The sequence below is a fragment of the Pseudomonas sp. NPDC096925 genome (genome assembly GCF_044762545.1).
Taxonomy (GTDB): domain Bacteria; phylum Pseudomonadota; class Gammaproteobacteria; order Pseudomonadales; family Pseudomonadaceae; genus Aquipseudomonas.
On record NZ_JBIWEM010000002.1, the window covers coordinates 552,565 to 564,063 of the forward strand.

General features: G+C 63.0%; 13 protein-coding genes. 5 read left to right on the forward strand and 8 right to left on the reverse strand.

Annotated elements, in window-relative coordinates:
• The first annotated feature begins 93 nt into the window (after positions 1–93).
• Positions 94–651: an NADPH-dependent FMN reductase gene (locus tag ACIQYU_RS08485; protein WP_207831015.1), complete on the forward strand. Its 558-nt coding sequence runs from the start codon at positions 94–96 to the stop codon at positions 649–651.
• A gap of 380 nt (positions 652–1,031) precedes the next feature.
• Here the strand turns inward: ACIQYU_RS08485 and ACIQYU_RS08490 are convergent, their stop codons facing one another.
• The gene (locus tag ACIQYU_RS08490) at positions 1,032–3,101 is read right to left on the reverse strand and encodes a TonB-dependent receptor family protein (protein WP_402798981.1); all 2,070 of its coding nucleotides are present in this window, start codon (positions 3,099–3,101) and stop codon (positions 1,032–1,034) included.
• Positions 3,102–3,321: 220 nt separating this feature from the next.
• Here ACIQYU_RS08490 and ACIQYU_RS08495 point away from each other — a divergent pair, with 220 nt between their 5' ends.
• The 3 genes from ACIQYU_RS08495 to ACIQYU_RS08505 are packed head-to-tail and all read left to right on the forward strand — an operon-like array spanning position 3,322 to position 4,282.
• Entirely contained in the window at positions 3,322–3,570 is a 249-nt protein-coding gene (locus tag ACIQYU_RS08495; protein ID WP_063912679.1) for a response regulator transcription factor, read from the forward strand.
• Positions 3,571–3,579: 9 nt separating this feature from the next.
• Positions 3,580–3,927, forward strand: coding sequence for a head completion/stabilization protein (locus ACIQYU_RS08500; protein ID WP_207831019.1), 348 nt, complete (start codon positions 3,580–3,582; stop codon positions 3,925–3,927).
• On the forward strand, positions 3,920–4,282 hold the full coding sequence (locus tag ACIQYU_RS08505; RefSeq protein ID WP_207831020.1) for a hypothetical protein: 363 nt from the start codon (positions 3,920–3,922) through the stop codon (positions 4,280–4,282). The genes ACIQYU_RS08500 and ACIQYU_RS08505 overlap by 8 nt, the downstream gene beginning before the upstream one ends.
• On the opposite strand, the gene ACIQYU_RS08510 is transcribed toward ACIQYU_RS08505, so the two are convergent.
• Positions 4,279–4,671, reverse strand: coding sequence for a helix-turn-helix domain-containing protein (locus ACIQYU_RS08510; RefSeq protein ID WP_207831022.1), 393 nt, complete (start codon positions 4,669–4,671; stop codon positions 4,279–4,281). The genes ACIQYU_RS08505 and ACIQYU_RS08510 overlap by 4 nt on opposite strands.
• A 200-nt stretch (positions 4,672–4,871) precedes the next feature.
• Between ACIQYU_RS08510 and ACIQYU_RS08515 the strand changes: the two genes are divergently transcribed.
• A complete protein-coding gene (locus ACIQYU_RS08515) occupies positions 4,872–5,135 on the forward strand; it encodes an ogr/Delta-like zinc finger family protein (protein WP_207831280.1) in 264 nt (87 codons plus the stop codon).
• 79 nt (positions 5,136–5,214) lie between these two features.
• Here ACIQYU_RS08515 and nuoN read toward each other — a convergent pair whose 3' ends face one another.
• From nuoN to nuoI, 6 genes are read right to left on the reverse strand one after another with little or no spacing between them, the layout of a single operon-like run.
• Complete coding sequence (nuoN, locus tag ACIQYU_RS08520; RefSeq protein WP_025339926.1) at positions 5,215–6,684, reverse strand: NADH-quinone oxidoreductase subunit NuoN; 1,470 nt, start codon at positions 6,682–6,684, stop codon at positions 5,215–5,217.
• A 7-nt stretch (positions 6,685–6,691) separates the two neighbouring features.
• Entirely contained in the window at positions 6,692–8,224 is a 1,533-nt protein-coding gene (gene nuoM / locus ACIQYU_RS08525) for an NADH-quinone oxidoreductase subunit M (protein WP_207831024.1), read from the reverse strand.
• Between the two features lie 49 nt (positions 8,225–8,273).
• The gene (gene nuoL / locus ACIQYU_RS08530; protein WP_025339925.1) at positions 8,274–10,127 is read right to left on the reverse strand and encodes an NADH-quinone oxidoreductase subunit L; all 1,854 of its coding nucleotides are present in this window, start codon (positions 10,125–10,127) and stop codon (positions 8,274–8,276) included.
• Positions 10,124–10,432 (reverse strand): NADH-quinone oxidoreductase subunit NuoK, encoded by a 309-nt coding sequence (gene nuoK / locus ACIQYU_RS08535; protein ID WP_003251446.1) that lies wholly within the window; start codon positions 10,430–10,432, stop codon positions 10,124–10,126. Before nuoK ends, nuoL begins: the two co-directional genes overlap by 4 nt.
• A gap of 3 nt (positions 10,433–10,435) precedes the next feature.
• Positions 10,436–10,936, reverse strand: a complete 501-nt coding sequence (gene nuoJ / locus ACIQYU_RS08540) for an NADH-quinone oxidoreductase subunit J (RefSeq protein ID WP_063912672.1) — start codon at positions 10,934–10,936, stop codon at positions 10,436–10,438.
• A 10-nt stretch (positions 10,937–10,946) separates the two neighbouring features.
• On the reverse strand, positions 10,947–11,495 hold the full coding sequence (gene nuoI / locus ACIQYU_RS08545) for an NADH-quinone oxidoreductase subunit NuoI (RefSeq protein WP_003251442.1): 549 nt from the start codon (positions 11,493–11,495) through the stop codon (positions 10,947–10,949).
• Positions 11,496–11,499: the final 4 nt, after the last annotated feature.

An 11,499-nucleotide genomic window follows, 5' to 3' on the forward strand; every position in this document is an offset into this window, starting at 1 on the left:
AAGTTTTCGCCCTGCGGAAAAAAAACCAAAGCGACGAGGAACGGTCATCTATAACTACAACGTCCCTTTAGCCAGCAGAGGTTGGAAATTGCCATGAGCCAGGTGTATTCGGTAGCGGTGGTCGTCGGTAGCTTGCGCAAGGACTCCTACAACCGCAAGGTCGCCCGCGCACTATCGGAGCTGGCGCCGTCCAGCCTTGCCCTGAAAATCGTCGAGATAGGTGATTTGCCGTTGTACAACGAGGATGTCGAGGCCGAAGCGCCGGACGCGTGGAAGCGTTTTCGCGAAGAGATCCGCCGCAGTGATGCGGTGCTGTTCGTCACCCCGGAGTACAATCGCTCGGTGCCTGGCGGCCTGAAGAATGCCATTGATGTGGGCTCGCGGCCTTACGGGCAAAGCGCCTGGAGTGGCAAGCCGGCGGCGGTGGTCAGTGTGTCGCCGGGGGCCATTGGTGGCTTTGGCGCCAACCATGCCGTGCGCCAGTCGCTGGTGTTTCTGGACATGCCGTGCATGCAGATGCCAGAGGCCTACATTGGCGGCGCGGCGAGCCTGTTCGAGGATTCGGGCAAGCTCAACGACAAGGCCCGGCCGTTCTTGCAGGCGTTCATTGACAAGTTCGCTTCCTGGGTGAAGTTGAACAGGGCGGTTTGATACCTGCCCATTCGGTGTCAGCTTTCAATGGGGTTGCTGCGCAGCCCATCGCCGGCAAGCCAGCTCTCATAGAACAACACATAACTCATTGAATTGGCGGTGACCCTGTGGGAGCGGGCGTGCCCGCGAACACCGGCGCAGCCGGTGCCAGGCACCGCGTTGGATTCTTCGCGGGCACGCCCGCTCCCACACGGTACACGGACTGCTTGCGCACTGAGTTCTCTGCGCGACAGCGCAGCCCAAAGGGCTGGGTAATCTCCCACAGTGATCGCGTTGGCTTTGGCAATTTGCTTCTACAGGACATTCACATGGTTTGAGTGCGATGCGGTCGGTGTGGGAGCTGGCTTGCCGGCGATGGGCCGCACAGCGGCCCCAGCGGTCTAGCGGAAGTTGTAGGAAACCCCGGCATACACGGCAAACCCTTCGCCCGGGGTCAAGCGGGCTTTGTCCAAGTCTGCATCATAGGTAGGGGACACCGTCGCCGCATAGCGCTTGTTGGTGAGGTTGCGCAGGTCCAGCCAGGTCTGCCAGTCCTGTTTCGGTGAGTCCCAGCCCAGGCGCGCGCCGAGCAAGGCATATTCATCGGCGTGGTAGCTGTTGGCGTAGTCCACCTGCACCTTCGACGCCATCTGCGTATTCACCCCGGCATAGAAGCCGCTCGGCCAGTCATAGCGCAGCTCGGCCTGGTAGTAGTGCATGGGGATGCCCGGCAGGCGGTTGTCGCCGAACTTGTCGTCATCACGGAAGTGGAAGTCACTGAAGGTATAGGCCTGACGCAGGCTGAGCTTGCCAGTACCGGCGCGTTCCCACAGGGTACTGTCGAGGCCTGCCTCCACGCCCTGGTGCACGGTGGGGCTGGCGTTGAATTCCGAGGTGAAGTTCGGCACCACTTCCACGGCCAGCAGCTCGTGGCGCACTTGCGAGTAGTACCAGGCCAGGTCCCAGCGGCCAAGCTCCGAATCGCCACGCGCGCCCAGCTCCAGGGTCGTGGCGGTCTGGTTCTGCATCTCGATCGGCTGGATCTGCTTGCCGCCTACTTTGGGCGAGCTCCAGATCAGCGACCACGGGTGAGGTGGCTCGACCGAGCGACTCAGGTTGCCGTACACCTGCAGGTCCGGGCTGATGTCATAGCGCAGCCCAAGGCGTGGCGCGTAGTCCCAGTCATGCATGCTCACCTTGCCGCCCTCGGCAGGGAAAGTGACATCACTTTCACGGCGGGTGTAGATCATCGCCAGGCCTGTGGTCAGCCACAGGTCGGGTACCAGTTCCAGGTCATTGCCCACATGCAGCACCGTGTCCGAGCCCTGGTAGGTGAAGTCACGGGTGCGCTCACCGAACACGTCGCCATTGCGGGTGAACTGCGATGCACCGCTGTTGGGCAGGTGCTTGGTGGTGCGCCAGCCGATGGTGGTCTTGCTCTCGTGGCCGAACAAGGTGTCGCGACGGAAGTAGTTCAAGGTGCCGCTGACATCGGTGTAGGCCACCTTCAGGCGCATCGGGCCTTCGCGCAGGTCCATCGGGTAGTCGTGGTAGACCAGGCCGGCTTCCAGGCGCGCATCGTCGTCGAGGTAGAAGGTGGTCTTGTTGCCTGCCCAGGTACTGCCCGGTTGCGGCCGGCTGTCGTCGCGGGCCAGGTAGGCCGGGTTGGCCGCGCGTGGGTGGTGCTTGATCTGCTCCTTGGTCAGGCGCCCGGCCAGCTGGTTCTCGGTTTCCCGGTAGCGCAGGTAGAAGCGGGTTTCCAGGTTCGGGTTGAAGCGGTAGCCGACATTGGCGGCAACGCCCTTGGCACTGCCGCTGCTGTGCGCCTGGTAGCCGTCATATTCCGAATCGGTCAGGGCCACGTAGTAGTCAAGGTTGCCCAGCACCTGCCCCGAGCTGATGTGCCGGTGCTGGTAGCCGCGGCTGCCGACTTCGTAGCGCACCTGCAGCGGGGCGGCGTCGTAGCCTGTGTGGGTGACGTAGTTGATCGCACCACCAAGGGCGAGGGCGCCCTGGTCGAAGCCATTGGCGCCGCGCAGCACATCGGCACGGCTCAGCCACAGCGGCTCGAACAGTTCGTAGGGCGTACCGCCCGGGCCGGTCAGGGGCAGGCCGTCGAACATCGTGTACACCCCGGAACCATGGGCCCCCGGTGCGCGGTTGATGCCCGAACCGCGGATCGACAGCTTGATGCCATCGTTGCCCGCCGACTGGGCGAACACCCCAGGCTGGTAGGCCAGTACGTCCTGGTTGCTGGCCACCCGGCCTTGCCCCACGCGCTGCATGTCCACCAGGTTGCTGGCACCCGGCACTTCGCGCAGGCGTTCGCTGGCTGCACTCAGGTCGTTCTGCTCCTCATCGGTGATCAGCACCTGGCCCAACTCGACCGCAGGTGCCGCCAGGGCGGGCTGGGTGGCCGCAAAAGCAGCCAGCAGGCCGAGGCAGGATGGTAGGGGCAAAACGCAACGCATTGTACGACTCCAGGCGAAAGGCGAATGGACAACGGCGTTGAGACGAGCGAAATGCCGCTTGGAGCACGAAGAAAGTCGGCAAATCTCGTGCAACCTTCGTCAGACGGTTCTGTACGAAAGTTCTTTACAAGCCGCAGCGGTGGAGTAGGGCGGCCCGCGCTTCGTAAGGTGACTGCAGATCGGCAGCGATGCCTCGCTCAATCACCCGTGGAGTTCAAACATGACTGACAACGCACGACACTCGCAGCAACCCCTGGCGGACGCCCCGGTTCGCCTGACGCCACGTGAACGGCAAGTGCTGTTGTGGTGTGCCTACGGCAAGAGCTCGTGGGAGATTGGCCAGATCCTGGCATGCAAGGAATCGACGGTGAATTTCCATGTGTCGAACATCCTGCGCAAGTTCGATGTGCCCACCCGGGTGGCAGCGGTGATCAAGGCCATTCGCTACGGCATGCTAGCCGAGCAGTGAGGGGGGAGCATGGACAACGATCCTCGGTTACCGCGCTTTGCCGATTGCCATGATCCGTTCTGGCCACGGCTGGACCTGGGCAGGCTGCGTGAGCGGCTGAACCTGCGGCGGCCTGTCAGTGAGGCCGCGCTGGAAGTGGCCGCACGCTGCGCCGCCATCGATGCAGCCCGCGAATTCGCGCGCTGGCGCGCGGTGTTGCGAGAACGGGGCTACAAGCGCCTCGAGGATGTGGCCGGGCATGACCAGGGGCGTGCATTGCGGGTGTGCTACATCCGCTTTGTCGAAGCCGCTGTCCTGTATAACCTCGGCTCGACCGCCTACCTGCCCATTGCGCGCCGGAGGGCTGCCCATGGCTGAGGAATCTGTACTCGACAGTTTGACCTCGGCGCTGGTGGTGTTGCTGGGCGTGGATGGCAATGTATTGTTCGCCGCGTTTCTGGGGGCTTTGCTGGTGAGTGCGGCGCGCGATCGGTTGATCACCAACACGGCCAGGCGCCTCACGCTGGGCAAGAAACTGTTGCTGGTGTTCGTGACCGTGGGGGTGGGCCACCTGTTCGAGCCGCTGGTGTCGTCGCTGGCGCCGTTGCTGACCCGTGGCATGGCGGCGTTCGTGGCTGCCGTGGTGGTGATCCCCATCAGCCTCAAGGTGATGGTCTGGCTGGATACGCTCGACCCGCGCGAACTCATCCAGCGCTGGCGCCGCCGGGGCTAGCCGCTGGTGGCGTTGGGCAAGCGACTGGTCAGTGCGCTCAATTGCCGTTCCAGCTGCTGGATGCGTTGTTTGTCCTGAACCAGCAGGAGAACGGCTTGGCGATCGGCAAGCGACAAGGTGCGCAGGCGCGCGAGCATGTCGCATTCCCAGCCTTCTTCGTCCTGGTATGTGCGAGGTCGCTCGGGTTCGCCCAGCAGAAGCCAGTCCAGTGAGCATGCATATTGCCTGGCGACATCTATGCAAAGCGAATACGGAATGCTGTCGCGCACCTTCCAGCTGCTCAACGTTTGCGGGCTGATCGACAGTGCTCTGGACAGCTCGGCATCAGATTCCGTAGCGGTCAGAAGCTTCAGTCTGGCCAAAACCGAAGCAAGTACATTGGTACTCATAACAAATATCCATGACTGGTTTAATGATATTCCATGGGCTTAAACTACTCGTTATGAATACAGCCCTGCGTTTTAAGGAGCATTTCTGCAATGAGAAGCATCAAACTGAAGAATACACCTACATATGCAGCTAATACTGACAAAACTGGACGACCATTCCCACAGAAGGTATGCCTGAACAATGCTTGCAGGTACTTGCCGTGAGTACATACAAGCTGGTTTGCCCGCATTGCCACAGCCGGATGCGTATACGCACCAGTGAAGGGCGTCATATTTTCCTGCGGATCGCTTATTTGCAATGCACCACCGAAGCGTGTGGCTGGTCAGTGCGCGCCGAATTTGAAATGACCCATGAACTCTCGCCCAGCGGCATGCCCAACCCGGAAGTGTACCTGCCTTCGGCCAATGGTGATTTGCGCAAGGCAGCGTTGCCGGGTGCCGGCCAGGACAAGCCCGGTGAATGAGCCTTCATGCTCACGGACAATAAGTGTGCAGATAAAAAAACACCCCGCATGAGCGGGGTGTCTTGTTTTGCCGGGGCAATCAGCCGATCAGTTGCAGGCCCGCTTGCTGGACCATTTCCAGCAGCGGTTGCGGGTACACACCCAGCACGAAGGCGAGAATGGCGATAGCCAGCAGCATGACACCGCCGGTGCGCTGCTCCCACTTCAGCGGGGCGTCGTGGCGACGCAGGTTCGGCTCGACCAGGTACAGGGTGACCATGACGCGCAGGTAGTAGTAAACGCCGATGGCGCTACCGATCACCAGGGCACCGACCAGCCACCACAGGTGCGACTCCACGCCAGTGGCAATGATGTAGAACTTGCCGATGAAGCCGGCGGTCAGCGGGATACCCGCCAGCGACAGCATCATCACGGTCAGTACCGCAGTCAGGTACGGACGGCGCCAGAACAGGCCGCGGTACTCGTACAGCGCATCGGCGTCACGGCCGCCGTAAGGCGAGGACATCAGGGTGATGACGCCGAAGGCGCCCAGGCTGGTGATCACGTAGGTGACCAGGTAAACGCCCATGGCTTCCAGGGCCAGGCCCTTGCTGGCGACCAGGGCGATGACCAGGTAGCCGAAGTGGGCGATGGACGAGTAACCGAGCAGGCGCTTGAGGTTGCTCTGGGTCAGTGCCAGCAGGTTACCGATCAGGATCGAGGCCACGGCAATCACCGCCAGTACGGTGCTCAGCACGCCGCTGCTGGCAGCAGGGGAGAGCATGAACAGGCGCACGACCACGGCGAACACTGCGACCTTGCTGGCAGTGGCCAGGAAGGCGGCGACCGGTGCCGGGGCGCCTTCATACACGTCCGGGGTCCACAGGTGGAACGGTACCAGCGACAGCTTGAAGGCCAGGCCGACCAGCATCATGCCCAGGCCCAGCTGGGCCACCAGGCTTGGCATGCTGGTGGCGGCCAGGGCCTTGCCGATCTGGTCGAAGCTCAGGCTGCCAGCGTCGGCGTACAGCAGGGCCATGCCGAACAACAGGAAGGCCGAGCCTGCGGCCGACAGCACCATGTACTTGATGCCGGCTTCCAGCGAGCGCTTGTTGAAGAAGGCATACGCTACCAGGCCGTAGACCGGTACCGACAGCAGCTCCAGGCCGATGAACAGGCCGGCCAGGTGATTGGCGCTGACCAGCACCAGGCCACCGAGGGCCGACATCAACAGCAGCAGGTACAGTTCTTCACGGTTGCCCGGGAAGCCCTTGGAGCCTTCGCCGAGGTAGGCGTGGGCGAGGGTGACGCAGGCCAGCGTCGCCACCAGGATGATGGCCATGTACAGGCAGGCGAACTTGTCGATGGTGATCAGCGGGGTGACCGCCAGCGGCGCAACCTTCAGCGCCGGCAGGATCGACAGCAGGGCCAGGTTGAGGCCCACGGTGGACAGCAGGAAGGTCTGCGAGTGGTTGCGCTTCCAGGCGATCGCCAGCATCACCACCACCGTGGTGATGGTGGTGATCAGCATCGGCGCCAATGCGATGAAGTGTTGAGTGGTGAATTCCATAGCGCTCTTACCGGGCCGAAGCGAGTTGAGTGAAAGCGGAACCGAGCCACTGCTGCACACCACTCATGGTGGCGGCAGAGGTGTCGAGGAACGGCTGCGGATACACGCCCAGCAGGATCAGCAGTACCGCCAGACCCAGGACCATGATCAGCTCGCGACCGTCCATGCCGGCCAGCACGGAGTCGGTCTTGGCCGGGCCGAAGTAGGCGCGGTGGATCATGATCAGCGAGTACACCGAACCGAACACCAGGCCAGTGGTGGCGATCACGGTGATCCACGGCACGCTGGCGAAGCTGCCGATCAGGATCAGGAACTCGCCGACGAAGTTGCCGGTACCGGGCAGGCCCAGGGAGGCGGCGGCGAAGAACAGGCTGATGGCCGGCAGGTAGGCGATGCGGTGCCACAGGCCACCCATCTGGCGCATGTCACGAGTGTGCAGGCGCTCGTACAGCTGGCCGGCCAGGATGAACAGCGCGGCAGCCGACAGGCCGTGGGCCAGCATCTGGATCACCGCGCCTTGCAGGGCCTGCTGGCTGCCGGAGTAGATACCGATCAGCACGAAGCCCATGTGCGAGACGCTGGAGAAGGCGACCAGGCGCTTGATGTCGGTTTGCGCGAAGGCCAGGAAGGCACCGTAGAAGATACCGATCAGGCCCAGGGTCATGGCGATTGGTGCAAACTCGGCCGAGGCATTCGGGAACAGCGGCAGGGCAAAGCGCAGCAGGCCATAGGCCGCAGTCTTCAGCAAGATACCGGCCAGGTCCACGGAACCTGCGGTCGGTGCCTGGGCGTGGGCGTCAGGCAGCCAGGAGTGGAACGGCACTACCGGCAGCTTCACCGCGAAGGCGATGAAGAAGCCCAGCATCAGCAGGTACTCGGTACCGGCTGGCAGTTCGGCCTTGAGCAGATCGCTGTAGTTGAAGGTGATCACGCCGGTGTTGGTGTAGTTGACCAGCACCAGGCCGAGGATCGCCACCAGCATGATCAGGCCGCTGGCCTGGGTGAAGATGAAGAACTTGGTAGCGGCGTAGATCCGGGTCTTCTTGCCGTCCGCGGAGCTGTGACCCCAGAGCGCGATGAGGAAATACATCGGCACCAGCATCATTTCCCAGAAGAAGAAGAACAGGAACAGGTCCAGGGCCAGGAACACACCGACCACGCCGCCGAGGATCCACATCAGGTTGAGGTGGAAGAAGCCGACGTGGCGCTGGATCTCTTTCCAGGAGCACAGTACCGACAGCACACCGAGCAGGCCGGTGAGCAGGATCATCAGCAGCGACAGGCCGTCGAGGGCCAGGTGGATGCTGATGCCGAAGCGCTGGATCCACTGGACTTTGTATTCCAGGGCCCAGGCAGGCTCGGCGCCCGGAGCGGGGGCCAGGGTGTAGTCGCCGTTACCCCACAGCCACAGGCCGATGCCGAGCAGCAGGGACATGGTCAGCAGCGCGATCCAGCGCGGCAGGGTGGCGCCGAAGCGCTCACCCAGCCAGCACAGGAAGCCGCCGATGAAGGGGATCAGGATCAGCCAAGGCAAAATCATGACGGGTTCGTTTCCTTTTGCAGGGTCGCAAGGTTCGCAAAGTTCATGGTCATACCGCGGCCACTACCACAGCGCCGAGTACCAGCACTGCGCCAACGGCGATCGAAGCGGTGTACCAGCGCAGCTGGCCGGTCTCGGTCTTGCTCATGGCGACGTGGCCGCCGCGAGCCAGGCGAGGGATCAGGCCGATGCTGCGGTCAACCGGATCCTTGCGCAGGATGTGGCTGATCAGCAGGTAAGGTTTGACGAACAGCTTGTCGTAGATCCAGTCGAAGCCCCAGGCAGCGAACCACCAGGCCGACAGGACACGACCGATACCGCTGTTGGCGACGGCGCTGACGAAACGGCGCTTGCCCAGGAACAGCAGGGCCGACAGCAGGATACCGGCGATGGCGATGGCGCCCGAAGTGAGCTCCAGCGCGTGCTTGGCTTCGCCACCGGCGTGGCCGGCGCTTTCAGGCAGTACACCGGCCAGCGGCGGGGTGATCCAGGCGCCGACGAAGGTCGACAGCACGATCAGCACGCCCAGCGGCAGCCAGTGGCTGATGCCGTGGCCAGCGTGGGCTTCGGTCTTGGCTTCGCCGTGGAAGGCGATGAAGATCAGGCGGAAGGTGTACAGCGAGGTCATGAACGCACCGACCAGGCCGGCGTACAGCAGGCCGGTGTTGCCGCTGGCGAAGGCTTCCCAGAGGATCTCGTCCTTGGAGTAGAAGCCCACGGTCACGATCGGCAGGGCAGCCAGGGCAGCACCACCGACCACGAAGCTGGCGTAGGCCAGCGGCAGTTTCTTCCACAGGCCACCCATCTTGAAGATGTCCTGCTCGTGGTGGCAGGCAACGATTACCGCACCGGAGGCAAGGAACAGCAGGGCCTTGAAGAAGGCGTGGGTCATCAGGTGGAAGATCGCCGCGTCCCAGGCGCCAACGCCCAGGGCCAGGAACATGTAGCCGATCTGGCTCATGGTCGAGTAGGCGAGGATACGCTTGATGTCGGTCTGCACCAGCGCGGCGAAGCCGGCCAGTACCAGGGTCACGCCACCGACCACGCCTACCAGGTGCAGGATGTCCGGTGCCAGCAGGAACAGGCCGTTGGTACGGGCGATCAGGTACACGCCCGCGGTCACCATGGTTGCCGCGTGGATCAGCGCGGAGACCGGAGTCGGGCCGGCCATCGCGTCGGCCAGCCAGGTCTGCAGTGGCAGCTGGGCCGATTTACCGACCGCACCACCCAGCAGCATCAGCGTAGCCAGCACCATCCAGGTGTCGCCAGCCTGGAACTTCTGCGGTGCCAGCACCAGCAGTTCCTGCACGTTCAGGGTACCCAGCTGGACGAACAGGATGAACAGGCCGATGGCCATGAACACGTCGCCGATACGAGTGACGATGAACGCCTTGAGTGCCGCGTTACCGTTGTTGCGGTTGCTGTAGTAGAAACCGATCAACAGGTACGAGCACAGGCCCACGCCTTCCCAGCCGAAGTAGATGAACAGCAGGTTGTCGCCCAGCACCAGGAACAGCATGCTGGCGATGAACAGGTTGGTGTACGCGAAGAATCGCGAGTAGCCCGCTTCGCCACGCATGTACCAGGACGCGAACAGGTGGATCAGGAAGCCGACACCGGTGACCACGCCGAGCATGGTGACCGACAGGCCGTCCAGGTACAGGGTGAAGTTCGGCGCGAAGCCGTCCACCGACATCCACTGCCACAGCAGCTGGCTGTACGCGCCGCCTTCAGGCGGGGCGACGTTGAATTGCCAGATGACGTAAGCGGCGGTGGCGGCCGAAAGGCCTACCGAGCCGACGCCGATCAGGGCCGACAGGTTCTCCGAGAACCGCCCGCGCGAGAACGACAGCAGCAGGAAGCCGACGAGGGGGAAGACGAAAGTCAGGAAGAGAAGGTTCATCCGCGCATCTCACTGGCAGCATCGATGTCGAGAGTGTGGAAGCGGCGATACAGCTGCAGCAGGATGGCCAGGCCAATACTGGCCTCGGCGGCTGCCAGGCTGATCACCAGAATGAACATCACCTGGCCGTCGGGCTGGACCCAACGGGCACCGGCGACGACGAACGCCAGGGCAGAGGCGTTCATCATGACTTCCAGGCTCATGAGCACGAAGAGGATGTTGCGGCGGACCATCAGGCCAACCAGACCTAAGCAGAACAGGATGCCGGCGACCGCCAGACCATGCTCGAGAGGGATAGCACCCATGATTTACTCCTTCGCCTCGTTGCGGCCCAGGTGGAAGGCGGTGACGGCCGCGGCCAGCAGCAGCATCGACGCCAGTTCGACCACCAGCAGGTACGGGCCGAACAGGCTGATGCCGACTGCTTTCGGGCCCACGGTGGTACCGCTGATGGCGGCGCCGCTCGGGGCGACGAACAGCACGTACAGCAGCTCCAGCAGCAGCAGGGCGGCGAGGATCACAGGCCCGGCCCAGATACCGGGCTTGAGCCAGCCCCGTTCCTGGGCGACCGATGCCGGCCCGAGGTTGAGCATCATCACCACGAACACGAACAGCACCATGATGGCGCCGGCGTAGGCGATCACTTCCAGGGCGCCGGCGAACGGCGCACCCAGGGCGAAGAAGATCATGGCCACGGAAATCAGCGAAATGATCAGGTAAAGCAAGGCGTGCACGGGGTTGGTGCCGGTCACCACCCGAAGGGTGGAGACCACGGCGATCCCGGATGCGAAGTAGAAAGCGAATTCCATCTTTCTGTCCTTATGGGAGCAAGCTCTTCACGTTGATCGGCTCGGCTTCGTTCTGTGCAGAGCCCTTCGGCTTGCCAGCGATCGCCATACCGGCAACACGGTAGAAGTTGTAGTCAGGGTTCTTGCCGGGGCCGGAGATCAGCAGATCTTCTTTCTCGTAAACCAGGTCCTGACGCTTGAACTCGGCCATTTCGAAATCCGGAGTCAGCTGGATCGCGGTGGTCGGGCACGCTTCTTCACACAGGCCGCAGAAGATGCAGCGCGAGAAGTTGATGCGGAAGAACTCCGGGTACCAGCGGCCGTCCTCGGTCTCGGCCTTCTGCAGCGAGATGCAGCCGACCGGGCAGGCCACCGCGCAGAGGTTGCACGCTACGCAGCGCTCCTCGCCATCGGGGTCGCGGGTGAGGACGATGCGGCCGCGGTAGCGCGGCGGCAGGTACACGGGCTCTTCGGGGTACTGCAGGGTGTCGCGCTTGCGGAACCCGTGGGAGAACACCATTGCCAGGCTGCGCAGCTGGGTGCCGGTGCCCTTAACGATGTCGCCGATATACTTGAACATGGGT

Coding starts and splice junctions, on each gene's coding strand:
- ACIQYU_RS08485 (WP_207831015.1), top strand. CDS start 94: ATGAGCCAGGTGTATTCGGTAGCGGTGGTCGTCGGTAGCTTGCGCAAG.
- ACIQYU_RS08490 (WP_402798981.1), bottom strand. CDS start 3,101: ATGCGTTGCGTTTTGCCCCTACCATCCTGCCTCGGCCTGCTGGCTGCT.
- ACIQYU_RS08495 (WP_063912679.1), top strand. CDS start 3,322: ATGACTGACAACGCACGACACTCGCAGCAACCCCTGGCGGACGCCCCG.
- ACIQYU_RS08500 (WP_207831019.1), top strand. CDS start 3,580: ATGGACAACGATCCTCGGTTACCGCGCTTTGCCGATTGCCATGATCCG.
- ACIQYU_RS08505 (WP_207831020.1), top strand. CDS start 3,920: ATGGCTGAGGAATCTGTACTCGACAGTTTGACCTCGGCGCTGGTGGTG.
- ACIQYU_RS08510 (WP_207831022.1), bottom strand. CDS start 4,671: ATGAGTACCAATGTACTTGCTTCGGTTTTGGCCAGACTGAAGCTTCTG.
- nuoN (WP_025339926.1), bottom strand. CDS start 6,684: ATGGAATTCACCACTCAACACTTCATCGCATTGGCGCCGATGCTGATC.
- nuoM (WP_207831024.1), bottom strand. CDS start 8,224: ATGATTTTGCCTTGGCTGATCCTGATCCCCTTCATCGGCGGCTTCCTG.
- nuoL (WP_025339925.1), bottom strand. CDS start 10,127: ATGAACCTTCTCTTCCTGACTTTCGTCTTCCCCCTCGTCGGCTTCCTG.
- nuoK (WP_003251446.1), bottom strand. CDS start 10,432: ATGGGTGCTATCCCTCTCGAGCATGGTCTGGCGGTCGCCGGCATCCTG.
- nuoJ (WP_063912672.1), bottom strand. CDS start 10,936: ATGGAATTCGCTTTCTACTTCGCATCCGGGATCGCCGTGGTCTCCACC.
- nuoI (WP_003251442.1), bottom strand. CDS start 11,495: ATGTTCAAGTATATCGGCGACATCGTTAAGGGCACCGGCACCCAGCTG.